Source organism: Pseudoalteromonas byunsanensis (assembly GCF_001854475.1).
Lineage (GTDB): Bacteria > Pseudomonadota > Gammaproteobacteria > Enterobacterales > Alteromonadaceae > Pseudoalteromonas > Pseudoalteromonas byunsanensis.
The window spans coordinates 395,623-420,608 of sequence record NZ_MNAN01000028.1; the positions used below are offsets into that span (position 1 = coordinate 395,623).

20 protein-coding genes are annotated in these 24,986 nt (G+C 42.2%); 11 read left to right on the forward strand and 9 right to left on the reverse strand.

Annotation, left to right across the window (positions count from 1 at the left end):
* Positions 1 to 13: 13 nt before the first annotated feature.
* Genes BIW53_RS09375 through BIW53_RS09395 form a run of 5 tightly spaced genes read left to right on the forward strand, consistent with a single transcriptional unit; the run spans position 14 to position 6,502 of the window.
* Entirely contained in the window at positions 14 to 625 is a 612-nt protein-coding gene (locus tag BIW53_RS09375) for an HAD-IB family hydrolase (RefSeq protein ID WP_084228114.1), read from the forward strand.
* A gap of 37 nt (positions 626 to 662) precedes the next feature.
* Complete coding sequence (locus BIW53_RS09380) at positions 663 to 2,345, forward strand: FAD-dependent monooxygenase (RefSeq protein WP_070991569.1); 1,683 nt, start codon at positions 663 to 665, stop codon at positions 2,343 to 2,345.
* A gap of 32 nt (positions 2,346 to 2,377) precedes the next feature.
* A complete protein-coding gene (locus tag BIW53_RS09385) occupies positions 2,378 to 4,921 on the forward strand; it encodes an efflux RND transporter permease subunit (RefSeq protein ID WP_070991570.1) in 2,544 nt (847 codons plus the stop codon).
* A complete protein-coding gene (locus BIW53_RS09390) occupies positions 4,918 to 5,610 on the forward strand; it encodes an START domain-containing protein (protein ID WP_070991571.1) in 693 nt (230 codons plus the stop codon). The genes BIW53_RS09385 and BIW53_RS09390 overlap by 4 nt, the downstream gene beginning before the upstream one ends.
* Positions 5,591 to 6,502, forward strand: a complete 912-nt coding sequence (locus BIW53_RS09395) for an outer membrane lipoprotein-sorting protein (RefSeq protein ID WP_070991572.1) — start codon at positions 5,591 to 5,593, stop codon at positions 6,500 to 6,502. The genes BIW53_RS09390 and BIW53_RS09395 overlap by 20 nt, the downstream gene beginning before the upstream one ends.
* 98 nt (positions 6,503 to 6,600) lie before the next feature.
* Here the strand turns inward: BIW53_RS09395 and BIW53_RS09400 are convergent, their stop codons facing one another.
* The gene (locus BIW53_RS09400) at positions 6,601 to 7,926 is read right to left on the reverse strand and encodes a dicarboxylate/amino acid:cation symporter (RefSeq protein WP_070991650.1); all 1,326 of its coding nucleotides are present in this window, start codon (positions 7,924 to 7,926) and stop codon (positions 6,601 to 6,603) included.
* Positions 7,927 to 8,093: 167 nt separating this feature from the next.
* Between BIW53_RS09400 and BIW53_RS09405 the strand changes: the two genes are divergently transcribed.
* Positions 8,094 to 11,120, forward strand: a complete 3,027-nt coding sequence (locus tag BIW53_RS09405) for an Ig-like domain-containing protein (protein ID WP_070991573.1) — start codon at positions 8,094 to 8,096, stop codon at positions 11,118 to 11,120.
* Between the two features lie 243 nt (positions 11,121 to 11,363).
* On the forward strand, positions 11,364 to 14,003 hold the full coding sequence (gene topA, locus BIW53_RS09410) for a type I DNA topoisomerase (protein WP_070991574.1): 2,640 nt from the start codon (positions 11,364 to 11,366) through the stop codon (positions 14,001 to 14,003).
* A 71-nt stretch (positions 14,004 to 14,074) separates the two neighbouring features.
* Here the strand turns inward: topA and BIW53_RS09415 are convergent, their stop codons facing one another.
* Positions 14,075 to 14,311 carry a hypothetical protein gene (locus BIW53_RS09415; protein WP_070991575.1) on the reverse strand — a complete coding sequence of 79 codons (237 nt, stop codon included), beginning with the start codon at positions 14,309 to 14,311 and terminating at the stop codon, positions 14,075 to 14,077.
* Between the two features lie 521 nt (positions 14,312 to 14,832).
* Between BIW53_RS09415 and BIW53_RS09420 the strand changes: the two genes are divergently transcribed.
* Positions 14,833 to 16,215, forward strand: coding sequence for a Na+/H+ antiporter NhaC family protein (locus tag BIW53_RS09420; protein ID WP_070991576.1), 1,383 nt, complete (start codon positions 14,833 to 14,835; stop codon positions 16,213 to 16,215).
* A gap of 93 nt (positions 16,216 to 16,308) precedes the next feature.
* Here BIW53_RS09420 and BIW53_RS09425 read toward each other — a convergent pair whose 3' ends face one another.
* The gene (locus tag BIW53_RS09425; RefSeq protein ID WP_139158816.1) at positions 16,309 to 16,971 is read right to left on the reverse strand and encodes a hypothetical protein; all 663 of its coding nucleotides are present in this window, start codon (positions 16,969 to 16,971) and stop codon (positions 16,309 to 16,311) included.
* A 295-nt stretch (positions 16,972 to 17,266) separates the two neighbouring features.
* On the opposite strand from BIW53_RS09425, the gene BIW53_RS09430 reads away from it, so the two are divergent.
* Entirely contained in the window at positions 17,267 to 18,031 is a 765-nt protein-coding gene (locus BIW53_RS09430; protein ID WP_070991578.1) for a class II glutamine amidotransferase, read from the forward strand.
* Positions 18,032 to 18,086: 55 nt separating this feature from the next.
* On the opposite strand, the gene BIW53_RS09435 is transcribed toward BIW53_RS09430, so the two are convergent.
* The 5 genes from BIW53_RS09435 to cmoA all read right to left on the reverse strand — a co-directional run bounded on the left by BIW53_RS09435 (position 18,087) and on the right by cmoA (position 22,361).
* Positions 18,087 to 18,848: a DUF3108 domain-containing protein gene (locus tag BIW53_RS09435; protein ID WP_084228116.1), complete on the reverse strand. Its 762-nt coding sequence runs from the start codon at positions 18,846 to 18,848 to the stop codon at positions 18,087 to 18,089.
* Complete coding sequence (gene purN, locus BIW53_RS09440; protein WP_070991579.1) at positions 18,796 to 19,440, reverse strand: phosphoribosylglycinamide formyltransferase; 645 nt, start codon at positions 19,438 to 19,440, stop codon at positions 18,796 to 18,798. Before purN ends, BIW53_RS09435 begins: the two co-directional genes overlap by 53 nt.
* Positions 19,440 to 20,492 carry a phosphoribosylformylglycinamidine cyclo-ligase gene (gene purM / locus BIW53_RS09445; protein WP_070991580.1) on the reverse strand — a complete coding sequence of 351 codons (1,053 nt, stop codon included), beginning with the start codon at positions 20,490 to 20,492 and terminating at the stop codon, positions 19,440 to 19,442. The genes purN and purM overlap by 1 nt, the downstream gene beginning before the upstream one ends.
* A 164-nt stretch (positions 20,493 to 20,656) precedes the next feature.
* Positions 20,657 to 21,625, reverse strand: a complete 969-nt coding sequence (cmoB, locus tag BIW53_RS09450; protein WP_070991581.1) for a tRNA 5-methoxyuridine(34)/uridine 5-oxyacetic acid(34) synthase CmoB — start codon at positions 21,623 to 21,625, stop codon at positions 20,657 to 20,659.
* Positions 21,626 to 21,635: 10 nt separating this feature from the next.
* Positions 21,636 to 22,361, reverse strand: a complete 726-nt coding sequence (gene cmoA, locus BIW53_RS09455) for a carboxy-S-adenosyl-L-methionine synthase CmoA (protein ID WP_070991582.1) — start codon at positions 22,359 to 22,361, stop codon at positions 21,636 to 21,638.
* Between the two features lie 115 nt (positions 22,362 to 22,476).
* On the opposite strand from cmoA, the gene BIW53_RS09460 reads away from it, so the two are divergent.
* Positions 22,477 to 23,169, forward strand: coding sequence for a DUF3334 family protein (locus BIW53_RS09460; RefSeq protein ID WP_070991583.1), 693 nt, complete (start codon positions 22,477 to 22,479; stop codon positions 23,167 to 23,169).
* Positions 23,170 to 23,182: 13 nt separating this feature from the next.
* The gene (locus BIW53_RS09465) at positions 23,183 to 24,454 is read left to right on the forward strand and encodes a lipopolysaccharide biosynthesis protein (RefSeq protein ID WP_070991584.1); all 1,272 of its coding nucleotides are present in this window, start codon (positions 23,183 to 23,185) and stop codon (positions 24,452 to 24,454) included.
* Here BIW53_RS09465 and BIW53_RS09470 read toward each other — a convergent pair.
* The gene (locus BIW53_RS09470; RefSeq protein ID WP_070991585.1) at positions 24,434 to 24,937 is read right to left on the reverse strand and encodes a M48 metallopeptidase family protein; all 504 of its coding nucleotides are present in this window, start codon (positions 24,935 to 24,937) and stop codon (positions 24,434 to 24,436) included. The two genes, BIW53_RS09465 and BIW53_RS09470, sit on opposite strands and share 21 nt — an antisense overlap.
* Positions 24,938 to 24,986: the final 49 nt, after the last annotated feature.

Sequence of the window (24,986 nt, forward strand, 5' to 3'; positions counted from 1 at the left end):
GTAGGAAAAAATCATGACAATACAAGCGCAGAGCAAAGAAGTTGTAGCGGTATTCGACTTTGATAAAACACTCACCGACAGGCATACATTTTGGCGATATTTGGTGAGTTTGGTTGGGCCGATTAAGTTTTGGCTCGTGGCTATCACGTTAGTGCCCACTGCTATTCGTTTGTGGCGAAAAAAAATAGCCTTGATGGACGCGCGTGAAGTGATGATCCGCCGCTGTATGACGGGGGTTTCTTCGAAAAACTATTTTGAAAAAGGGCAAGTCTTTGCTCAAGGCGCTATAGACCCGTGGATAAGACCCGAAGCTCTGGCGAAATTACGTTGGCATCAAGAAAACAATCATAAATGTATCTTAATTTCGAATGCCGCGGAGTCATACATCGAGCCTTGGTCGAGGAAAATGGGTTTTTGCGCATATAGCGGCTCACGATTTGAATTGTCTGGAGACAAACTTACGGGGCAGCTCATTGGTGATCATTGCCAAGGTCCTGAGAAAGTTGTTCGGCTTCAACAGATTTTGGGTCCACTCGAGAGGTATGAAATTTATGCCTACGGCGATAGCAGCGGTGACAAAGAACTACTTGAGGTAGCTGATCATCCTCATTACAGATGTTTCTAATAAACAATCATTTAATTAATAGTTTTAAGGACGAAAAATGACTGAATTTAAATCTAATGACGAAGTCATTATCGTAGGTGCGGGTCCTGTAGGTCTAACCTCAGCAATTCAGCTACAACGGTTTGGCATTAAGCATCGCATTATAGATAAAAGGCTTGAAAGACAGCCATTTTCAAAGGCCTTCGCAATTCACTCCAGAAGCTTGGAAGTGTTTGAAGACATGGGGGTTTTGGATGATATTCGTAACAAAGCACACTTTGTTGAAGGGATGCACATCTACAGTAACGGCAAGAGGCTAATCAATTATACATTTGATGTACTTGATATTCCGTATCAGCATGTTGCCAGCATCCCTCAAAATGTCTTAGAAGAGATATTACAACAGAAGTACGAGCAACTCGGTGGTACGGTGGAAGTAGGTGTTGAGCTTATTGACGTTAAGCAACAGGACAATAGTGTGGCCACCATATTTAAAAGTGCCGATAAGCAGGAGTCGGGCTATTTTGCCTACATGATAGCGGCAGATGGGATCAAAAGTGAAGTGAGAACTTTACTCGATATTCCATTTGTAGGGTCTGATTACAAAACTCCCTATATCATTGCTGATGGCAAACTCGACTGGCATGGAGATGACAAAATTGGTCATGTGTATGTAGCGGGGGGGGGCTATATTATGTTTTTCCCACTACCTAACGGGCTATGGCGTGTGGTTGTTGATGAATCAACGAATGCACTCACCCAAGAGCAGCTGACCCCAGAAGTAGTAAATAAGTATATACGTGATAAAAATATAGAGCACGCATCGTTTAGCGATCCCGTGTGGTTGTCTATTGCTCATTTTAAGCAGCGTTTAATCGATAATTACAACCAAAATAACATCTATTTTGCGGGTGACGCGTGTCATGTCCACAGTCCAATCGGTGGTCAAGGTCTCAATACGGGAATTCAAGATGCTTTCAATTTAAGTTGGAAGATAGCACATAGCTTACTATATGGAGCGTCACCCATACTGCTAGAAAGTTATAGCCGTGAAAGGCGGCCAGTAGCGCAAATGGTTCTTGATAGAACGAATCAACAAATGAAGCTTTTAAATATGGCGAATCCTGTGTTGAGAGTTCTTAGAGATCTGGTCGTCCCGCGTATTGCAAGCACCCATAAGTTTAAAACGAATGTGGTTTCACAAGCTGCGGGATTTTTAGTTGATTATGGTGACTCGCAACTGACTATTGCTAATCAAGCCAGCAAACTGGTTGGTAAGCGAATGCCGGATTGTACTTTGAGCGATAGCTTAAGTGGTGCTTCAGAAAGGTTGTTTGATTTACTAACTGGCACACATTACAGCTTGTTGTTAATAACTAATGCTCTTTCAGATGATTGCGATGAGCTACTTCGAAGTACTCCTTACCTAACAGGCGACTTTTTAAAGGCATTTTTAATTAGCCAAAAACCTGCCTCTTTAGAGCATCAAAGCTCACATTCACGTCAATGCTATGAGCACTATGTTGATAGCACAGGCAAGCTGCAACGGCTCACATTATTAGGAGAAGAGTCTGCTTTGCTAGTCAGACCGGATGGCTATGTAGCGATTGAATGCTCTATACAAGATGCTATCAAGGTGTTCGATTATTTAGGTGCTTTGTATAAAAAACAAACTTTTGAGGCACAGATAACATCCTCAGACACACCATCTTTTCAGCAAGATGCTGAGCCCTGTGTTTAAGCTCAGGTTAATTGATTTTACAGGTTAGTTATATGAACCAAATGAAAAGTTTCACCGAAAAATATAGTAACTTTGTTTTGAATAACAGCAAGTTGCTAACTAGTTTGTTGGTCATTGTTTCACTGTTTTTTGCAGTTCAACTGCTTTGGATAAAAGTCAATCCATCTCTATTTTTGCTTGATAAAACGCACGAAGGCCGTATCCATATGGATAGAGCTAGGGATATTTATTCGGGTTCAGGTGAGCAGATTCTTGTTGGGGTTGTGACAGATAAAGACAGTATTTTTAATGTTGCGTCACTAGAGCAGGTATCTGCGTTAAGTAAGGCATTTGCAACTCTTAACCTAGTCACTGAGAAAGACACCGAAGCGTTGCAGGCATTGGCAACTGATCAGCAAAGCAGCGCACAAATTGATGCGATCCTTGAGCACGGCGTTAACGAAGATGATAAGTTTAAATTATCTAAGCTACTTGAGCATGTTCGAGCAACACAACCGCAACAGCTTGATACTATTCATTATCTTGAAGGGCTTTTGGTTCGAGCTGCACCAATAGTTAGGATCCGTAGCATCGCGAATGTTGAGAATATTCAGTTAAAGGATGAATTTTTAGACATTCATGATCTCATGGAAACTGTTCCTAAAAATGTGGAAGAAGCTCGAAAGTTGGAGCAAGAGGCTTATGAGAACAAACTATTTATAGACTCTTTGATCTCTGCGGACCGCAAGTCAACGATGATACAAATCGAGTTGTTAATTGATGAGGAAGACTCATACAACTTGCAAAAGTTTTACGGTAAAGTCGTTGATGTACTCAATAATACCGACTCAGCTGATAGCTTCCATATTGGTGGAACCGCTACTTATATGGCGGCAATTACGCAAATTGTGGAGCAGGATAACAACAAATTCTTTCCATTTGTGGTGGCTGTTATCGCGCTATTGCTATTCATTAGCTTTAGAAGTTGGCAGGGAATTTGGCTACCTTTGAGTATTGCAATTGTAACGTTGATTTGGACCATGGGTGTGGTTAGCTTGCTTGGTTTCAAGCTAAATATCATCACCAATATGATCCCTGTTTTCTTGATTTCAATAGCGGTCGCAGATGCGATTCATTTCTTGACTGCCTACGACAAATATAAGCAGTCGTATGATCAAACAGTGTCGGTGGTGAAAAGCTTAGATCACTTAATGCTACCCATGCTATTAACAACAATAACAACGTTTTTTGGCTTCTTCGCATTGTCTAGTTCGAATTTGTCATTCATTCGTGAGTTTGGTTTGTTTGTGGCGATTGGTGTTGTATTCGCATTTATTTTAACCGTGACTATGCTCCCGCTTATCTTGCCAAGATTAAAAAGCAATCAAGCGCAAGCTAAAGCAACCAGTAAAGGGTTACTCAATGTTGTTGAAAAGTTTGGCGCTAAGGCGAACAAGTTGTCTACGTCTAAACCATGGTTGGTGCTTTTAGCTCTTGTAGTATTGATTGGCACTATGGGTACACTGGGCAGCAAAGTGGTTGTAGATAATGAGAATATCGCTTCATTTTCTGATTCTACGAGAGTGCGTCAAGATAATGATGCGCTTAATGCTCACTTTGGTGGAACTATCCCAGTATCAATTTGGTTTGAGTCAGAGCAAAAAGAGATATTGAAGACGCCTGAAATGGCGGCGTTTGTCCGAGATATTCAAGCACATATTTCAGCCCATGAACATGTTGGCTATACACTGTCTTATGTAGATTACCTTGATAGAATTCATGACGTAATTGCTGATGATGGGCAGAGCACTTTGCCTGAATCTGCAACTCAAGAGTTGATCTCACAATATTTTCTACTTTATGAGTTTGGGCAAGGCACAGAAATTTTGGATGTGATTGATTATGATTACATGAATACCAGAATTATAGCGCTATCCCACACAGATAAGGGTACTGTATGGCAGGATATTATCAAATCTGTATCAGCCTATGCTGAAGGTAAGCTGCCCTCTGGAGTTACGATGCATGTTATTGGTACTGGTGAATTACAGGCGAGTAATATACCTGAAATTATTAACTCTCAGATTTCGAGCTTTGTGATTTCCGTCGCCCTTATCTCGATTCTGATGGTGATTTTGTTTAGATCCTTTGTGCTTGGGTTTATTGGAATTGCACCACTTATCTCTACCATTGCAATGCTAGCAGGGATCATGGCCCTGTTGGATATCCCATTAGACATCGGTACTTCTATGATATGTGGTATCTGCTTTGGCGTTGGCATCGATTACAGTATTCATTTCATTAGTGTCTACAAACGCAACTTTGCAGAGCTTAACGAAGACGTGAACAGCGCGTTAGCACAAACAATGCAGACAGTATGCCGTCCGATCTTAGTCAACTCCCTGACACTATCTTGTGGATTTTTCATGTTGTACTTTTCAGACTATGCAGCCATTCGCAATCTAGGCGTACTAGTTGCGATGTCTATGATCTTGAGTGCTGTAATTTCGCTGTTTATGCTACCTACTTTGATCCGCTTAACCAATCGTGGCTTGCCTTCAGAGGTGATTGAAGGTGCACAAGGGAGTAAAGTATGAGCAGGTTACAAGGCTTTGCGTCAGCAGCTTTGATTCTTGTTACAAGCTTTTCTGCAAACGCAGAAAAGCTTGTCCGTGACAAAAACGATATAAAAGTATTCGTAAGCGAAGAGCAAGGGGAAAATATCAAGCGCTTCAGAGGAGTTACTATTGTACCTGCCAAGCTGAGCGCGTTGACAGCATTGCTACATGATCTTGAGTCTGCTCATCAATGGATACACGCACTGGAATCAGTAGATGTAATTGAGCCATACAGTCCAGACTTTAAACAGTACACATCATATTCAATCATATCTACGCCATGGCCCACTCAGGATAGAGATAACGTGGTCTTTAACCAAACATATCAAGATTCGGTAAGTAAAGTTGTGACGGTGACTATGCAATCCAAAAGCGACTTGATGCCGAAGACAAAGAAATATGTTCGTATCCCTAAATTTGAGGGCTATTGGCAATTCATCCCGGTTTCTGAAGCTGAGACTAAGGTGGTATTTTCCGCATTGAGTGATCCTGGGGGGAGTGTTCCAAGCTTTATTTACAATAGTATGATTGAGGATGCACCTTACTATACATTATTGAATTTAAGAAAGATGATGCCGCTTGAGAGCGAATATACTGACAAGCAGTATGCCTATATTGAAGATTTTAAAGAAGTAAAAGGACATGAGAATGACATTGAGTCGAACTAAGCTTATAAGTAAATGGGCGTTAACCGCATTTTTAGCATCAGGGCTAATAAGCACGGGTCTGAGCGCTAATGAGCAAGCTAATGCACATGCAAGTATTCATGCACAACTTGCGAAAAAGAAGCAATCAGAGTTAACTGCGAAAGAAATCATGATACTCAATGAAGCATCACGCAAGAGTGTCACTGAGTACTCAACACTACAAATGAAATTAACCAATGCAAAAGGACAGGAAAGAAATCGAGTACTGGAACTTCGCATTGACGATAGCAATATCATCGCTCGAAAAACCTACGTGGAGTTTGTGGAACCTAGCAGTATAAAAGGCACTCGGATCCTGACCTTAGAAAAGGAAAGTGCGGAAGAAGATGCTGACCGTTGGATCTTTTTACCTGCTCTTAGAAAAACTAGGCGTATTGCCGCATCTGATATTGGAGAAAGTTTCGTAGGAACCGAATTTACCTATGAAGACATGGAAATAGCAGACGGTGTAGTTGGTAGTGCAAATCATAGCTATAAAATCTTGCGTGAAGAAGAGGCAACAGATGCTTTGGGTGTAGTTAAGCCCACATGGGTGATAGAGGCGCTACCTGTTACACAAAAACGCATTGAAGAGAGTTCCTACAGTAAGCGTATTATTTGGGTTGAAAAAGACTATTTTACGGCCATTAAAGAGGAATATTACGACAAGAAGGGCGAGCATATGAAAACAAGGACATCCGCTGATGTAACCAAGTTTTATGGTCAGAACAATAAAGAAGTATGGCGACCGAATCGAATCGAAATGATTGATCATATGACTCATAACAAAACACTAATTATATTTGATCAGCAAATTGATAAGCCAATTTCAGACAGAGTCTTTACTAAGCGCTTCTTGAAAACTGGGCTGTAATTTAAATCTACCGCGAGCTTTGTATATTGAGCAGCGTAAAAAGCCCCAAATGCATATTTGGGGCTTTTCTAATTAGCGTTGTTAGAGAGCTTGTATGGTTACAGAGAGGTTTTCTCTTCAAGTTCTTTTGCAGCCTCTGGGTCGTTAAAGGTTTCTAGGTCAAACTCATTTTCTGACTTGGCAACAATACAAGTCACCATGCAATCACCGGTTACGTTGACCGCTGTACGAGTCATATCTAACAGCCTGTCTACACCAATAATTAGGAAGATCCCTTCAACAGGTAAGCCAACTTGATTAAGTACCATCGCCAGCATCACCAGACCAACACCAGGTACACCTGCCGTCCCCACCGATGCCAATGTGGCTGTTAGAATCACCATTAGATAATCCGCAATACTTAAAACAATCGCATAGACTTGTGCAATAAATACTGTTGCTACGCCTTGCATAATCGCGGTGCCATCCATATTGATGGTTGCGCCAAGTGGCACCGTGAATGAGGCTACTGAATTATGTGCGCCGAGTTTTTTGGTCGCAGTCTCTAGTGTCACTGGCATTGTGGCACTTGAGCTTGATGTACTAAATGCAAACATACATGCGTCTTTCATCTTTTTGAGGAAGGTAATTGGGCTAAGGCCTGTTAGCACCTTTAAAATGATAGAGTAGTTGATAAGAGCGTGTATAAATAAAGCAGCCAAAACCACGAAGAAATACTTTGCCAAACTACCAATCAGCTTAATATCTATGGTGGTGAACAGCTTTGCCATTAAGCAAAACACCCCGTAAGGCGCCAAGTTCATTAAAATGGTTACTAACTTAAGCACCACAGTGTTTAAGTCATCAAATACCTTGGCAACACGTTTACCCGGCTCACCACATAAAGCCATGGCAATACCAAATAACAATGCAAAAACGATTATCTGTAACATATTTCCGTTTGCCATTGCATTAATAGGGTTGGTAGGAAACATGTTGATGATCACTTGCGCAAAAGTTGGTGCTTCTTGCACCTCGTAACTAGCGTTACTTGGTAACTCCTGACCAATACCTGGGGCAATAATCAGCGCCAATGTTATGGCGACGGTAATAGCAATAGCGGTTGTCATCAAATATAAGGCAATAGATTTACCTCCTAGACGACCAAGTGTTTTAGGGTCGCTCAGGCTGCATGTACCGCATACCAAAGAAATGAATACTAAAGGAACCACTAACATTTGTAAGCTGGCAATAAAAATTTGCCCGCCCACATGAAAAAGTCCATCTACTAGAAAGCTTTTTACAGGAAAATCGAATAGGCCTAGAGGAATTAAATATTCGGTTTGGCCTGAAAACAGAGCTTGTAGTGATAAGCCCAGAATAATGCCGGCTAGCATACCCAGCATAATCCGTGTGGTTAAACTCATTTTGTTATTTTTTTGCATGTTCATAATTGAGATCGACAACAATAGATCTGCATAGCCTAACAGGCCGCTTGCATTTGACCAAAAAAAATCGGTGAGAAAATACGAAAAAACTGTGATTTCTGAGCGCTTTCTAGGGTAGTATGAGGAAAAATTTAACTTCAAAATTGTGCTAGGGAGAGAGGTTAATGCCTTTAATGCGCTGGTTAAGCATCATGATGCTGAGTTTGCTACTGACTGCATGCGGTGGTGGTGGTTCAATTGAGAAAAATACCGATGGAACTGACGGCACGCCTGATCAAAGTGCTGATACTGTACTGACTATCCAAGTGGCAGACAGTGACGGACAAACTTTTGATGAAAATAACCCTATTTCACAGGACAACTCTGGTATTGTGACAGCAACGCTCACCAAAGGGGATGAGCCTGTTACTGGTACGCTTGTTGAGTTTAGTTTGCTTCATGCAGGTAGACTCAGTCCTGAGTCGGGCACTGGTGCGACCAACGCCTCTGGCGTTGCGACTATTACGATAGCCAGTGGAGAAAATCGCGGCTGGGGTCAAGTGACGGTCACATATATAGACTCAGAAGGTGAAACTTACACTGATAAATCAGTGTTCTATTCATCGGGTGATGAAGCTGATGCGCAAGAAGACGGTACCAAACTATCAATAAAAGTGTTAGCAGATTGCCCGGCAGGTTGGGAAAAAGAACGTGATACAACCGCACTTAGCGACTTGGCTACAGTATGTAATGCCACCAACCAAATTGATGCAATTCAAGAAGTAGATGTGTTGGTAGGCGCTTCAAGTACGAAGTCAGGGCTTGGAATTTCGGGCGTATTGGTCGAGTTAGAAGCTGATATTGGTACGATTTTGTCGGGTGAGAAGAGTGTAACTGACAACTTTGGTTTTGCGCTGTTTAAGTACCGCCCACCATTGCAAGGGGGGGCTGGGCAACTAAAAGCAAGCTTTAATGAAGTGGAAACCGAGTTCGCTTTTACCAGCGGTGCTGAGGATCTCTCTTTGAGCATAGACAATGGTCTTCGTAAAGACGCACAGGGGAATACCATTGCATTGGGGGCGGGTGAAACCACGCTGATCACTGTTGAAATCCGAGATCAAAACGGGGATTTTGTAACTGCGCCTTTGGATGTGGCATTTTCTTCTGGTTGTGCTGAAAGCGACAAGGCGCAAGTTGATAGTAATGCGACCAGCGTAGGGGGCATAGCCTATTCAACCTATAAAAACTTAGGCTGTGATATTGCAACGGGTGATGCAGTCTCTGTAACCATTTCAAAAGGTGGTAACTCAGAGACTGAGCAAGTGATCATTCCTGTGTCACCAGCCAAACCTCAAGCGATTGAGTTTCTTGATGCCTCAGAGAGTCTATTAGCGCTTAGAGGCACCGGTGGACCGCAGCGTAAAGAATCATCTGAGTTAACCTTCAAACTCATTAACAGTCTAAGCGGCGGAGCCGCGAATCAAAGATTAGATTTCAGACTCAGAGCAAAGCACAGTGACGCAACGTTGGTGCCAAGAAGCGTGCGCACAGATTCAGTGGGCGAAGCCAAAGTTATAGTCAGTTCGGGGAATGTATCCTCAAGCTTTGTGGTTCAGGCATGTTTTATTCCAAGTGAGCTTATCCCAAGCAGTAGCAACGATGAAGTAACCTGTTGGCAGGAACGTTTTGATGAATGTACGTCTTCTTCAAAACCGAGCGACTGTCCTAGCGGTGTGATAAGCTTGGTACCGCAAGATGAAGCGATTATGTCGGTATCGAGTCGTTTAAGTGTGACCAGTGGTTTACCTGTAAACTCGACGATGTCATTGTCTGTCGAGACCGTTAATACTGAAACACTGAATGTAAGTAATAAAGAAGTACCGATAGTGGTCAATGTCGCCGATAGATATGGAAATTTCGTGCACGATGGCACCAAAGTGTACATTAGTACAGAGGGAGGAGCTGTAGGGACCGTTGATGGTACGCAGTTTAACGCTGAGTTAGAGTGTGAGACCACCGATGGACGCTGTAGTGCAACTTGGGTTAGCCAAAATGTGATCCCGTTTGTTACCAATAAACCAGCAAGCGACCCTCGTAGCCCCATTAATTGTGCACAAGCTAATCAAGTGGGATGTTCTCAAGATTATTGGGGTAACAGGATTGATTCATACAATCCTAAGCTGTTATATCAAGCCAAAAAGTCTTATTTAGTGGGACAAGGGAACTCAGCGCCAAGTCATCAACAGATTTTGAACGTTGGTAACAACCAGCTAGCTGGAACTGTGTTAGAAAGCACCCGTAATTGTGATTTATACTTTGGTAACTCAGCACCTTGTACAAATGGAATTTTAGATGCATCAGTCCATGAGGATGGTGTGCCATTGGCCGGTCGTGCAACCTTGATTGCTATTACCGACGGTGAAGAAAATTTCAATGATGTAAACGGCAATGGTTTGTTCGATGAGAATGAGTTTAGCCTAGTTTACGATGTGCCAGAGGCGTTTCGTGACGACAACGAAAATGGTAGCTATGACGGAACTAATTGTTTACCAAATAGTGACTCAAACCCTTGTTCTCCATTAAATACTAATGCAGGGCACTTTGAAAAACTATGGGACAGTAATGGTGATGGCACCTTTACCGATAAAGATCGGAAATACAATGGTTTAAGTTGTACTGCCGCACAACAACAGGCGGGAGCTTGTAGCAAATCAATCATCGATGTGTTTGATACCTCTGAGATTATAATGTCTGGTAGTGACGCTCACTTCCGATTTGTCGTTAGTAAGAGCGCAAGCCTTGCCAATGGGCATTCAATACCACAAGACTGCAGTGATCTAGAGATAGAAGATGTGATGGCGCTTGAACTTGAGCCATCAGAGTTCGATGCATATTGTGATGTTAAACAGGTTAACTTTAACACCTCAGATAATATAGGCAGTGTTCAAGTATTTCTATATTACAGCGATATTCATAACAACCCCTTGCCTCAAGGAACGGAGATCCAAGTGAGTGCAGATAACGGAGTTTACACAGGCGAAACAAGTTTTGTCGTGCCTAACTTGTCAAGAAAAGATGCCTCAGTAATTGAGTTCACCATTTCCAATGAAATTGAGGCGAACCAAAGAGAAGATGGTCAGGTGTTATTTGCCTTTACCACACCCGCTGGAGTGGTTTCGGCGGCCAGCTTAAAAGTCAAAGACGCTGGATAATAAAAAGCAAAATGCCAACCTTCGGGTTGGCATTTTTGTATCGATTCCTTTATATTGCGCTGCTTAAATTTGGCTTTGTACTTTTTGCTTAAAATAGCAACAGTAATTGTGTAATTAATCATTAATCAGCTAAAAGATTGTATTTAAAGCTTGTAACAATAGGTGTTTGTAGATATACCTATAAATATTAATCGCCCGAGATGGGCAAAAACTCAGACAAGAATGGGTCAAAAATAGGCAGCTATGGGCAAATCGCTAGTAATTGTAGAGTCTCCCGCAAAGGCAAAAACAATTAATAAATACTTAGGTAAGGACTATATCGTAAAATCCAGTGTTGGACATGTGCGTGACTTGCCAACATCCGGTGCAGGAAAGACAAAAGGCTTGGCTACTAAAAGTCCGGCTGAAGTCAGAAAAATGTCTCCTGAAGAAAAGGCCATATATAAGAAAAACAAAGATTATGCGAATCTCGTTGCACGTATGGGCATTGACCCAGAAAAAGGCTGGGAACCCCACTATGAGGTACTGCCAGGAAAAGAGAAGGTAGTACAAGAGTTAAAAAAGCTGGCAGAAAATGCGGACCAAATTTATCTCGCAACCGATTTGGATAGAGAAGGGGAAGCGATTGCTTGGCACCTCGAACAGATCATCGGTGGTGAGCCTGAAAAATATAAGCGTGTTGTATTTAACGAAATTACCAAAAACGCTATTCAGCAAGCCTTTGAAACGCCAGGCCAGCTTAATACTGATATGGTTTATGCTCAGCAAGCGCGCCGTTTCCTAGACCGCGTTGTGGGTTTTATGGTTTCTCCTTTGCTTTGGCAAAAAGTGGCCAGAGGTTTGTCAGCAGGGCGAGTTCAGTCTGTTGCTGTGCGACTTTTAGTAGAGCGTGAAAGAGAAATTAAAGCTTTCATTCCTGAAGAATTTTGGGATATTCACGCCGATGTCACTGCTGCGAAACAACCAATTCGTTTAGAGGTTACAAAATATCAAGGCAATGCCTTTAAACCGGTAAATGAATCGCAAACAATGAAAGCGGTATCTGAGCTGGAAAAGAGCGCTTACCGTGTTGTTAAGGTTGAAGAGAAACCCAGCAAGAGCAAACCAAGTGCGCCGTTTATAACTTCCACCATGCAGCAAGCTGCGAGCACGCGTTTAGGTTATGGTGTAAAGAAAACAATGATGTTAGCTCAACGCTTATATGAAGCGGGTTACATCACATACATGCGTACGGACTCAACCAATTTATCAAATGACGCGGTTGCGATGTGCCGAGATTACATTGGTACCCAATTTGGTGATAAATATTTACCTGCAAATCCCGCTAAATACAGTGCGAAAGAAAACGCTCAGGAAGCTCACGAAGCAATACGTCCTTCAGATGTAAATGTTTTATCAGGCCATGTTGAGGGTGTTGATGCAGATGCGAAGAAGCTGTATGAACTTATTTGGCGTCAGTTTGTCGCTTGTCAAATGACAGCTGCTGAATATGATTTGACAACACTGACTGTTGCAGCTGATGACTATACGTTAAAAGCAAAAGGGCGCGTGATGCGCTTTGATGGTTGGACTAAAGTACAACCGTCAGTTCGTAAGAAAAATGAAGAAGATCAATCTCTCCCACCAGTAAGTGAAGGTGATGAGATTGATTTAGTCGCTTTAGACCCTAAACAACACTTTACCAAGCCACCAGCTCGATTCAGTGAAGCAAGCCTAGTTAAAGAGCTTGAAAAAAGAGGCATTGGTCGCCCTTCGACTTATGCATCGATTATTTCAACCATTCAGGATAGAGGCTATGTTCGGGTTGAAAACCGTCGTTTTTTTGCTGAAAAAATGGGTGAGATTGTTACCGATCGCTTAGTTGAGAACTTTAATGATCTGATGAACTTTGACTTTACAGCAAAGATGGAAGACAGACTCGATGATATCGCCGAAGGCGAGCGTGTTTGGACTCAGGTTTTAGATAAGTTTTATGCCGATTTTTCGGAACAGCTTGAAATTGCTGCTGGAGAAGAAGCTGAAGGCGGTATGCGTCAAAACGTGATGGTTGAGACAGATATAGATTGTCCAACCTGTAATCGTAAAATGGGTATTCGTACTGCATCTACCGGCGTGTTTCTTGGTTGTACAGGATATAATTTGCCGCCAAAAGAGCGCTGTACTACAACCATGAACTTAGTTTCGGGTGACGAGGCGATTGCCGCAGATGTTGAAGACGTTGAAACAGAAACATTAATGCAAATGAAGCGTTGCCCAATTTGCGAAACGGCGATGGACTCTTACCTTATCGATGAAACGCGTAAGTTGCATGTGTGTGGTAATAACCCTGCATGTAAAGGGTATGTTGTCGAGAAAGGTACATTTAAGATCAAAGGTTATGATGGTCCTATCATTGAGTGTGATAAATGTGGCTCAGATATGGAGCTTAAGTCGGGACGTTTTGGTAAATATTTTGGTTGTAGCAATGAAGAGTGTAAAAATACTCGCAAGCTGCTAAAAAATGGTGAACCTGCGCCACCCAAAGAAGACCCTGTCCACTTACCAGAGCTTGAATGCGAGAAGTCGGACGCATATTTTGTATTACGTGATGGCGCGTCAGGCATTTTCTTAGCGGCTCATACGTTCCCTAAATCACGAGAAACTCGGGCACCAAAGGTTGCAGAGCTTAAACGTTTCAGAGATAGGATATCTCCTAAGTTTCATTACTTAGCAGATGCGCCTGAACAAGACGATGATGGCAATCTAGCAATTGTTCGCTATTCACGGAAAACTAAAACTCAGTATGTGATGACTGAGGTTGATGGCAAGGCCACAGGCTGGAAAGCCACTTATGAAGGTGGTAAGTGGGTGATAGAAACCAAAGCATCGAAGAAGAAAAAGTAACAACAAAAAGCCGGGGAAACCCGGCTTTTTAGTGAAGTCTGAATGAGGTGATTAGACTTAATAATCTGAGATTAGATATCAACACTGCTTACTGTTTGATAGCTGTTGCTTGTTAGCTCTTCATTTACGCAATCTAATACGTACTTTTTAACGTCATTCGCGTCTACGCCATCGTCATTTGCCCACTCTAAGCACATTTGCGTAAACTCTTGTACTAGCTCTTGAGGTGCAACCGTTTTTTCGTCAGCTAAGCTGCTTGTTGCAACGAAAGTAAGTGCTGTAACCATACCAAGAAGTGTATTTTTCATTGTTTTTGCCTTAAGTTAATTGGACATGCACTTTTTAAACTAAAAATAAGGCCTTGAACAACGAAAAAATTTACTCGTTAAGAGTAAATATAATGATGTTAGTTTTGCTGTATTGAATGAACAACAATACTCTAGTGTGGCACCTGCCTTAACTCTTTTCGATTCCCCAATTTTCTAGTTAGTAATATGATTTAAAAGTTAAAGTTAGCTTTGGATAAGGGTTTATATAGAGCGATTTGAACGACAGTTTCTCACATCTCTTAGTTTATAAGACCCACTAAAGGGGGCTTCATCATTTTTATAGACACAATAATTTTTATTCGAAACAGTTCAGATGTTCGGCAAATCAATCGCATTATAAAAAAGAAATTGACGAGATTAGATTTACTGTTTATTTTCTCGCTGATGTTTCAAGAAGGGCCATACTAATCACGGGTCAACCCAATATTAAGCAGATACCCGCTCGCTTGGCGTAGCGGCCATTACGTTTTAGTGTAGTCATAATATTGGGATGATTTTCAATGACAGAGCCTAGTGTTATTAGTGTAGTTCCACCTATCGTCGTCTTGACGCTCGCAATCCTCTTACGCAGACCTATTTTAGCGCTTGTTATTGGCGCATTGGTTGGTTTGGCGATTGTTGACGTGGGGGCAGTCTTACCAAACTTTGCCGATGCTTCGTTGAAAGTAATGGCTGATGAGACCATAGGGTGGTTAATATTAGTATGTGGTAGCTTTGGCGCGCTGATCGCGTTGTTAGTGCGCACTGGTGGGGCGTTGGCTTTCGGGCGTAATGCATTGAAAATGGCCAAAGGGCGCAAGTCTTCACTATTGATGACCTATCTTTTAGGTGTTGTTATTTTCATTGACGACTATTTAAATGCGTTAACGGTTGGTGAAACCATGCGCAGAGTCACTGACAAGTTTAAAATATCTCGTGAAATGCTGGCCTATGTTGTTGACTCAACAGCCGCACCAATCTGCGTGTTGGTGCCACTTTCTACATGGGCGGTGTTCTTTGGTGGGTTGTTGGTCGACAATGGCGTTGCACAGCAAGGTCAGGGCATTGTAACCTACATGCAGGCGATACCTTACATGTTGTATGCTTGGGTGGCTGTACTTATGGTGCCACTTGTGGCACTCGGTGTCATGCCTTTACTTGGGCCTATGAAGCGTGCAGAACTTGCGGCACAGCAAGGGCAACCAGCACTAGATCAGGTGGACTTGACGGATGTGCATACACCAGACGAATACGCTGCAAAGGCGATAGAGCAAGAGTTTGAACAAGCAGATGAGCAAGGCAAACTATACAACTTCTTAGTGCCTATCAGCTTGTTGGTGGCGTTTACGGTATATTTTGATATCGATGTTTGGAAGGGCTTACTGGCGACTTTGGCAGTCACGGTTCCTTTCTACTTACTGCAAAGGTTGATGCCGCTTGCAGATATGCTTGAGCAGATGATTGATGGCTTTAAATGTATGCTGCCAGCAATTGGTACGGTTATCGCCGCATTTATTTTTAAAGACGTGTGTGATCAGCTGATGCTACCTCAATATGTTATTGACTCATTAAGCCCATATATGACGGCACAGTTGTTACCAGCTATGGTATTCCTATCTATGGCTATCCTAGCGTTTGCTACAGGGTCTAGTTGGGGGATTTTTGCTGTAACGATCCCAATTGTGATGCCGTTAGCTGTGGCGGTTGATGCAAATACACCATTAGTGATAGGTGCATTGCTGTCGGCATCATCTTTTGGCAGTCAAGCGTGTTTCTATTCCGATTCAACTGTATTAGCTGCACAAGGCTCTGGATGTAACTTAATTAGCCACGCGGTCACGCAGTTACCTTATGCTTTAATTGCAGCTTTTATCGCATTCATCGGCTTCTTGCTGATGGCGTAAAGGGTTAGGGGGCGTGAAATTATGCCCCCTATTTGTGAGATGTACTTTAGTTACCCCCCCACTTATTTCCACTTAAGTTATGCTTGATACGTGTTACATAAAAATCGCTTGTAAATCACAGTTTAACAATGCTAATGGATAGCTGCGATGACCGAGAACGGTAAAGGTAACCGCGTTTCTTGGTCCAAGCTTGGTGGGTACTGTGTGTATTCGGCCTTGATAGGCTTGCTGTACCATCCCTGAGCCATCAAACCAATGTAGAGTTAAATATGGTTCAACATACTGCCATTTTCCCTGTAAATCAGTTTGGTTACGGGCCATCCATTTACCGTTTTGTTTGATATGAATTTGCATATCAGTGGTAGTGCATTGATGTGTAAATAATAATTCCGGAAGTTCTACTGAATGGCTGTTTTTAGCGGGAAAATATAACCCCATATTACCTTGGGTGTAATAGTGATTTTTTTTGTTGAACACCTGCGTGTTTAATCTATTAAAGCCTACCTCTCTTACCACACGTTCAACTGCACTAATGAGAGCCTGATCACTATCTTGCGGGTGATATAGCAAATACGGCTCATGATAATGATCAGGCGATTGCAAATTGGTAAACTTAAAATGGATATTCTCAGTTTCAAAAAGCGATTGTACTCTCGAACGCTCTAGTTGCGATAAATCTCGCGAATAGATATGAACAGTTGGGCTTTGACATGCGACCATCGTCAATGCGATTAATATCGATAGAATTATTTTCATAGTTTATTATTTGGATTACATTTGTAATCCAATATTGCTTTAGATTACATTTGTAGTCAATAGTTAGAGTCCGTGCCACTTTGTAGGCTGAGTGGGGGTAAATATGAGCTCGCCTACAAAACCCCTTATTTTAAATTCTCGGCCTTATTTACGAGTGCACCCGAGTGAGACATAATGCATAGCGATGTTACGCATAATAATAAGCGCAATCGTAACCATAACACTGGACAAAACATATACTTGTATAAGTCTAAAATCCGGTGCTTTCTACTGTTTTTAAAGGGGTTTTTATTTAATGTGTGAGCTATTGGGCATGTCGGCGAATGTCCCAACAGATATTTGTTTTAGTTTTTCTGGGCTTTTGGAGCGTGGCGGCAACACTGGGCCCCATAAAGATGGCTGGGGTATTACATTTTATGAGGGCAAAGGGTGCAGAACATTTAAAGACCCTGAGCCGAGTTGCCAGTCTGAAATCGCAAAATTGGTGAAAGCATACCCAATCAAAAGTGTGTCGGTGATAAGCCATATTCGACAAGGCAATCGTGGTCGAGTGTGCCTTGAGAACACCCATCCTTTTACACGTGAGTTATGGGGAAGAGAGATCACCTATGCTCATAACGGCCAGTTATCTAATTATAGTGACCTAAAGCCTGAATTTTATCGACCAGTGGGCAATACCGACAGTGAATTAGCATTTTGTTGGATACTCGATAAAATACGCGAAAAATATCCAAAACGCCCCTCAAACATGGCCGCAGTATTTAGGTATGCTGCGAAATTGGCCGATACGTTGCGCGCCAAAGGCGTGTTTAATATGTTACTAACTGATGGCGTATATGTGTTGGCATATTGTACCAATAATCTTCATTGGATCACTCGTAGAGCGCCATTTGGTAAAGCAACTTTGATTGATGCGGATATGGTGGTGGATTTTCAAAAGGAAACCACGCCAAATGATGTGGTTACTGTTATCGCAACTCGCCCTTTAACTAATGATGAACAATGGCAAAAAATGTCAGAAGGGGAGTTTGTACTGTTTAAAATGGGTGAGAAGATCTAAACACTTTGGATGGTTTAAAAGGTAGTCGAGCAATTTCGACTACCTTTACCCGTTATTACATAGGGGTATGCTTTTCATACTTTGTTAGCTGCACTTGAAATTGCTCTATGCCTTCCTTGCCCTTGTACATTTTCACTACAATATAATCATAGTCAGGTGCTAACCATACAGTTACTTGGCGCTTGTCGTCGTCATAAAGGCGTTTTATACGCACAGTTTCTACGTTACCAATAGGCAAAGTAATGGTTTCTTTGCCATCAACTTCAAAGTCGTAAGTTCGCTGTCCACCTTTTTTATCAATAATTGGATAACTAAATTTCTGTTTGCCTGCCATTAATTCCTTTCTTAGCTGCAATTGGTATGTGAGTAAATCTTGCTGTTCTTCAATCCACTTTACACCTAACGGGTATTTTTCTTGATTTGAAATGATTGCTTGGTTTTTACGATCAAAGGTAATTTTGTAATCTTTGTCTGGGCCAGTACCTGTGCGCACCATGCTGTATTCAAGAGGAACAGGTGTATCATCATGCATATTGAACTTAGAAGTTTCCTCACGCTCGTCAGAGAAAATCATCCATTCGATATCGCTTTTGTATTTTAATTGATAGGTGTTCTGGTCAAGCTGTTTAAGCTCGCGGTAAGCTGTACCTTTGACTGAGCCTTTACGAGAGACTTGGTATTCTGCGTTATAAGAAACAAGGGGATTGGCAACGATAGAGCAAGAGAAAATAGCGCTTAAGCCAAGTAGCCAAGCGCATATTTTATTATGGGTAGGCTGCGCCTTGAGCTGGAAGGGGTTGGTTATCAAAAACGGCATAATCTGCTTCCATTGTTAGTCTGTGTTCGCTGAACCACTGGACCACCAAAGGATAGATAATATGTTCTTGTTCATGAACCCGCTGCGCCAGAGTCTCTGCGGTATCATTAGCTAAGATTGGAACCTTCGCTTGTAATACCACTGGACCGCCGTCCAGCTCTTCCGTCACAAAGTGTACGCTAACACCGTGTACGTCGTCCTTTGCATCTATCGCTCTTTGATGGGTGTTCAGCCCTTGGTACTTAGGCAACAAAGAAGGATGAATGTTCAACATTTTTCCTTTAAATTTTTGCACTAAGCTAGGAGTTAGAATACGCATAAATCCAGCTAATACAACTAAATCTGGATTAAAAGAGTCGATTAAAGAGGCCAACTCGACGTCATAATCATCACGTGTAGCAAATGCTTTATGGCTTAACACCTTAGTTTCAATGCCAGCATTGGCGGCACGTGTTAAGCCATAAGCTTGTTCTTTGTTACTGATAACAGCAACTACCTCGCCTTTTATTTGATTACTCTGACAGGCATCTATGATGGCTTGCAGGTTTGAACCACTGCCAGAGATCAATACCACTAAGCGAGTATTCGACATTAGGCTTTACCACCTAAGATCTCAACTTGTTCCTCACCAGCAACCGCATCTTGAATTTCACCAATGTGCCAAGCTTGCTCACCTTGAGCGCTTAAAATTTCAAGACTTTGTGCTAGTTTGTCAGCAGGAACAACTAAGATCATGCCAACACCACAGTTAAATGTGCGATACATTTCGTGAGTACTGATATTACCGTTTTCTTGTAACCAGTTGAAAATAGCTGGCCATTGCCAACTGTCACCTTTAACAACCGCTTTTGCTGATTCAGGTAGCACGCGAGGAATGTTTTCCCAGAAGCCACCACCTGTGATGTGAGATAGCGCATGAACGTCTACATCTTTGAGTAACTCTAGGATTGATTTAACGTAAATACGAGTTGGTTCCAATAAGTGCTCACCAAGTGTTTTACCTTCAAATTCTGAGTTTGTGTCAGCGCCTGATACTTCCAACACTTTACGGATAAGCGAATAACCGTTTGAGTGCGGGCCGCTTGAAGCTAATGCAATCAATTGGTCACCCGATGCTACTTTAGTACCATCGATGATTTTTGATTTTTCAACTACGCCCGTACAGAAGCCAGCCATGTCGTAATCGTCACCTTCGTACATGCCTGGCATTTCAGCCGTTTCGCCACCGATTAATGCACAACCCGACAATTCACAGCCTTTGCCGATACCGGTTACAACATCCGCTGCAACATCGACGTCCAGCTTACCAGTTGCGTAGTAGTCCAAGAAAAATAGGGGTTCAGCACCTTGGACGATAAGATCATTTACACACATTGCAACTAGGTCGATACCTACCGTATCGTGTTTTTTCAAATCGATAGCGAGACGAAGTTTAGTGCCCACACCATCTGTGCCAGCAACTAATACAGGCTCTTTGTAACCAGTTGGAAGTTCGCATAGTGCACCAAAACCACCAATTCCGCCCATTACTTCTGGACGACGAGTTTTTTTCACTACGCCTTTTATGCGCTCTACCAATGCGTTACCCGCATCGATATCTACGCCTGCGTCTTTGTAGCTAAGAGACTGTTTTTGTTCGCTCACAGGTTTTCCTCAAAATTGCTTTATGGGTTGCTTAGAAACGCGCGTATTTTACAACAATTGCCCATATGGGGCTAGTTGAAATATCACTTAATCGCATGTGGTAAAGATTAGCAGCATGTGCAGGGAATGCCCAAAGGCGACCCCTGCACAGTTATTTCTGAGAGTTAAGCTTTAGCTGTTAAAATAGCACGCAGTGGTGCAGGGTAGCCTTCAATGGTTTTAGTGATGTCGTTGGGGTCTAAAAAGTCCGCCAGTGACTCGGTTTGCATCCAAGGCGTACGGCGCTGCTCGTCAAGAGATGTTACATCTTTATTCACGACTTTGATGTCTTTGAAGCCAACACGTTCAAGCCATAAAGTCAGCGCTGCGGTGCTGGGAATAAACCAGACATTACGCATTTTGGCGTAGCGGTCAGTTGGTACCAACACTGTATTGACATCGCCTTCAATGACCAAAGTTTCAAGTACCAACTCTCCACCAGCTCGAAGTTGCGCCTTAAGCTGTGCTAGAAAATCAATTGGCGAACGACGATGATAAAGCACCCCCATAGAAAATACTGTATCAAATGCTTTTAGCTGTGGCAGTTGTTCTACGCCAAGGGGAAGCAGGTGTACATTAGGGTCAGGATTAAAGTGTTTGATGGCCTGAAACTGTGATAAAAATAGATCTGATGGGTCGATTCCCACTACAAAATCAGCGCCAGCACCACGCATACGCCACAAGTGATAGCCAGAGCCACAGCCAATATCTAAAACGGTTCGACCATGAAGATCACTGATATGAGGCAATAGGCGATCCCATTTCCAATCGCTACGCCATTCGGTATCTATATGAATGCCGTGGATATGAAATGGACCTTTGCGCCAAGGCATCATCCGTTTCAGTAAATGAGTGAGTTGCTTTTTATGGCCCTGTGACAGCTCATCGGCAAGACCAAACTCTACTTTATCCTCAATATTAATATGTTGAGTATTTGACTCAGGCAAGTTCTTTAAGACCTTTTCCCACTGTGACCAATCGCCATGCTGGGCCTCATTTTGCCAGTGTGTAAGTTGGGCTGGCAGGGTATCGAGCCAATGACTCAGTTGATTTTTCGCGATGGCGGCATAAAAGTCGGTAAACCAGTTGTTCATCTTTTCTCCGTTATTTAATGGCTATCATTGAACAAAAGTTAAAACACTGATACCAAACCTGTGTTTGCTTAAAACCAATGTCACTTAATCGAGTTAAATGCTTGTTCAAATTGTCAGGACGCATGACATTTTCAATTGCGGTACGTTTTTGGCTAATCTCTAACTCTGAATAACCATTGTGGCGTTTAAAATCATGGTGCAAATCAATCAGTAAGTTATCTTGCTCATCATTTTCGCCTTTGATCTTTTCACTCAGTAGTAAGATGCCACCTGGTTTAAGACCATTGTAAATATTCTGTAAGACGGCTAAACGTTGTTCCTGTGGGATAAACTGCAAGGTAAAGTTCATAGCAACCACACTGGCGTTGCTAATTTCAAGCTCGTTAATATCGCCAAGTTGGACATCAACGGGCACATCAGACTTGAAGCCACTAAGATGCATTTTGCAGCGCTCAACCATAGCTTGTGAGTTGTCCACTGCGATGATCCGGCAGTTCTCTTTTGCGATGTTTCTGCGCATACTGAGCGTTACTGCGCCTAAAGAGCAGCCAAGGTCATATAAATTAGAGTTACTTTGGGCAAATTGCCCCGCCAGTTTACCCATGGTGCTTACAATGGTAGCGTAGCCTGGGACTGAGCGTTGTATCATATCCGGAAAAACTTCAACGACGTTAGCGTCAAAGCTGAAATCTTTTACCTGTTGCTCAGTGGCATAAATACTGTCTTTGCCAGTCACATTTTATCTCTCTTACCAAATAATCGTGTTATTTTACCATTTTATGCTGGATAGTCAGTGATAAATTGAGTAGCTTGGCTACTATTAATGATAAGAAGTAAAAAAGAGATAAATAATGGCGAGAAATAAAGTAGTTAGTACTGAAGACATATTATCGACTTTGTGTCGTTCTGTGACCGAGGTTCTTTCTTCGGCAAGTGGTAATCAAATCGCATATTCTGCGATGGTACAAAAAATTACACGTACGTGTATGCGCCCAGATATTGGTTGCTTTGTATTGTTTGACGGTGGCTTTACTGGCCTAGTGGTTACCAACTTTACCGCGCAAGCTGCAATGGAGATTTACCAAGACTACATGCGCAGCATGGGTATGCCAGAAGATGAAATAGCAAATAGTCATTTGTCCGATGATGTATCCAACGTGATGGGTGAGTTGATGAACCAAATTGTGGGTGACTTTACCAGTAAAGTGCGTGAGCAATTACACACGTCAATTACCCAAAATCAACCGAAGATGATGGCAATTAATAAGCAAGTTCAGATCTCTGTAGATACCACGATGGACCGCCCGCAAGCGCGTCGGGTAACATTTACTACGCAGAATCAAAATATCTTCTATCTAGAGCTGGCTATGGATAAAACTGAGTTCATCAAGCTGCATGACTTTGATATTGCAGAGTCTGTGGACCCAGATACCATTATTGAGCGCCAGGCTACAAAAAATGAAGAAGAGAACAAGAGTAAGAAGCAAGCGGCAGATGAAGCTGATGCAGCGGATGATGATTTTATGTCGGAGTTAGGCCTGTAATTATTTGCCTAACATGGATGTTTTAAAACACGTATTGTCACTCGGCACCTTTACTGGGCTCAATCACATTAGCAGAGTTATCATGACTTTGCTGCTGGCTCGTTTTATGGGTGCCGAACATTTCGGTACGTTTGCGGCCTTATTAGCGCTGTGTGAAGTACTACTTTTACCTGCCAGTATGGGCTTTGCATCATCACTTATGCGCATAGCGCACCCTCTTTATAAAAGTCAGCAACATGCATTGCTACAAGGATTAAAGCGTGTATATTTTGCAGTGGCATTAAGCTTTGGATGCATTTTTGTGGCCGTCGTGTTATTCGGCTATGCGTTATTTTCCCCCCATGAACTGGCAAACGAGCATTTAGAATACTTACTTTTTATTGTGCCTCTTGGTGCTCTTATGCAGTGCCAAGCAACTTTTTTAATGGCACTTGATGCTAAACGACGTGGCCTGCTTACTCAGCAATCACTGTTTGAAATACTCACCGCACTAAGCTGCGCGTACTTGTATTTTCAGCATGATTCATTAGACCTTGCAATGGTTTGCCAAGCGTTGATTGTTAGTATCAGTATTGTGGTGGTTTTGCAGTTTGTACTGATATTTCCGCTGCTTGAAAAAAATAAACCAGCTTATCAAACCGTGTTCTGGTGTAAATCATCGTTGCGATTGCTTGCAAGTGGCGCTGGAGTAGCCTTGGTCGCTAAACTTGATGTCTTGCTAGTACATCATTGGTTAGGTCCAAAAGCTGTCAGTGTATTTTATCCGGCGGTGGTGATTGCAGGGTTGATGGCTATTTTATCCAATGCGTTTGGTATGGTACTAAAGCCGATGTTACTGAACAAGCAAATAGACAGTTTTGAAGTCGCGCATGTAATGCGACTGTTTTGGTTATGCAATTTAGTTTTTGTGTTAATACTTGCTATCGCGGCTTACCCTCTACTAGCTCTATATCAAGAGCCTGAAATGGAGTCCGGTCATACGCTATTGTTAATATTACTACTGGCGCAGTTGATCACACCCTTGCGAATATGCGCAAGTAGCGTGATTAATTTGGTTGGCGAACCACTTTACAATCTATGGGTATTACTGTTTGCGACAGCGGTCACGGTGTTAATTGCGTGGTATTGCCAGGCTCAATTTGGCTTGCTGGGTATCGCCTGGGCATTTTGTTTTGGTTTTGCACTTGGTGCTGTGCTTCGTGCTTGGCTGGTGATCAAGCTTGGTTACCTTAATATCGAACACTTACTCGGATTTGCTAGGCCTTCAATAAAAGCTCAGTTGTAACTGTTGAAGTACCAAGAATAATCGTAAATCTAATTCAAGCTGATGATACTCAGGCTCCATATGGCAACAAAGCTGATAAAATGCTTTGTTGTGATCTTTTTCTTTAAAATGTGCAAGCTCATGTACAACTAATACCTTGAGCAATGCTTCAGGGGCATTTTTTAATTGCTCTGCAATGGCTATTTCATGCTTTGCTTTTAACTTTCCACCATGTTGATGACGCTTAAAAGTATGCGTTCCCAGTGCATTTTTTACCAAATCACTCTGTTTTTTATATTTAACACTGTTAAGGTTGGGCGCATTTTTTAAATAGCGCTGCTTGAGTTTATTGGTATATTCATACAGTGACTTTTCACTTTGCAGTTGATGAGCATCAGGGTATTTGTTCTTGAAATATTGTTCAATTTTGCCCGATGTGATTAGTTGCTGAACTTGATTTTGAATATGCTCAGGGTAGTGGAGAAAATAATGTGAAAAGGTCATGGCTAAATTTCTGGTACATGGTACGGCGACTCATTATACTCAATATCAA

Excerpts from the sequence above, each read along its gene's own strand:
- BIW53_RS09420 (WP_070991576.1), top strand. The coding sequence starts at position 14,833 with ATGACAGAGCCTAGTGTTATTAGTGTAGTTCCACCTATCGTCGTCTTG.
- BIW53_RS09415 (WP_070991575.1), bottom strand. The coding sequence starts at position 14,311 with ATGAAAAATACACTTCTTGGTATGGTTACAGCACTTACTTTCGTTGCA.
- BIW53_RS09470 (WP_070991585.1), bottom strand. The coding sequence starts at position 24,937 with ATGACCTTTTCACATTATTTTCTCCACTACCCTGAGCATATTCAAAAT.
- BIW53_RS09405 (WP_070991573.1), top strand. The coding sequence starts at position 8,094 with ATGCCTTTAATGCGCTGGTTAAGCATCATGATGCTGAGTTTGCTACTG.
- topA (WP_070991574.1), top strand. The coding sequence starts at position 11,364 with ATGGGCAAATCGCTAGTAATTGTAGAGTCTCCCGCAAAGGCAAAAACA.
- BIW53_RS09425 (WP_139158816.1), bottom strand. The coding sequence starts at position 16,971 with ATGAAAATAATTCTATCGATATTAATCGCATTGACGATGGTCGCATGT.
- BIW53_RS09395 (WP_070991572.1), top strand. The coding sequence starts at position 5,591 with ATGACATTGAGTCGAACTAAGCTTATAAGTAAATGGGCGTTAACCGCA.
- BIW53_RS09390 (WP_070991571.1), top strand. The coding sequence starts at position 4,918 with ATGAGCAGGTTACAAGGCTTTGCGTCAGCAGCTTTGATTCTTGTTACA.
- BIW53_RS09460 (WP_070991583.1), top strand. The coding sequence starts at position 22,477 with ATGGCGAGAAATAAAGTAGTTAGTACTGAAGACATATTATCGACTTTG.
- BIW53_RS09430 (WP_070991578.1), top strand. The coding sequence starts at position 17,267 with ATGTGTGAGCTATTGGGCATGTCGGCGAATGTCCCAACAGATATTTGT.
- BIW53_RS09465 (WP_070991584.1), top strand. The coding sequence starts at position 23,183 with ATGGATGTTTTAAAACACGTATTGTCACTCGGCACCTTTACTGGGCTC.
- BIW53_RS09385 (WP_070991570.1), top strand. The coding sequence starts at position 2,378 with ATGAACCAAATGAAAAGTTTCACCGAAAAATATAGTAACTTTGTTTTG.
- BIW53_RS09375 (WP_084228114.1), top strand. The coding sequence starts at position 14 with ATGACAATACAAGCGCAGAGCAAAGAAGTTGTAGCGGTATTCGACTTT.
- BIW53_RS09400 (WP_070991650.1), bottom strand. The coding sequence starts at position 7,926 with ATGCAAAAAAATAACAAAATGAGTTTAACCACACGGATTATGCTGGGT.
- BIW53_RS09380 (WP_070991569.1), top strand. The coding sequence starts at position 663 with ATGACTGAATTTAAATCTAATGACGAAGTCATTATCGTAGGTGCGGGT.
- cmoB (WP_070991581.1), bottom strand. The coding sequence starts at position 21,625 with ATGAACAACTGGTTTACCGACTTTTATGCCGCCATCGCGAAAAATCAA.
- BIW53_RS09435 (WP_084228116.1), bottom strand. The coding sequence starts at position 18,848 with ATGCCGTTTTTGATAACCAACCCCTTCCAGCTCAAGGCGCAGCCTACC.
- purN (WP_070991579.1), bottom strand. The coding sequence starts at position 19,440 with ATGTCGAATACTCGCTTAGTGGTATTGATCTCTGGCAGTGGTTCAAAC.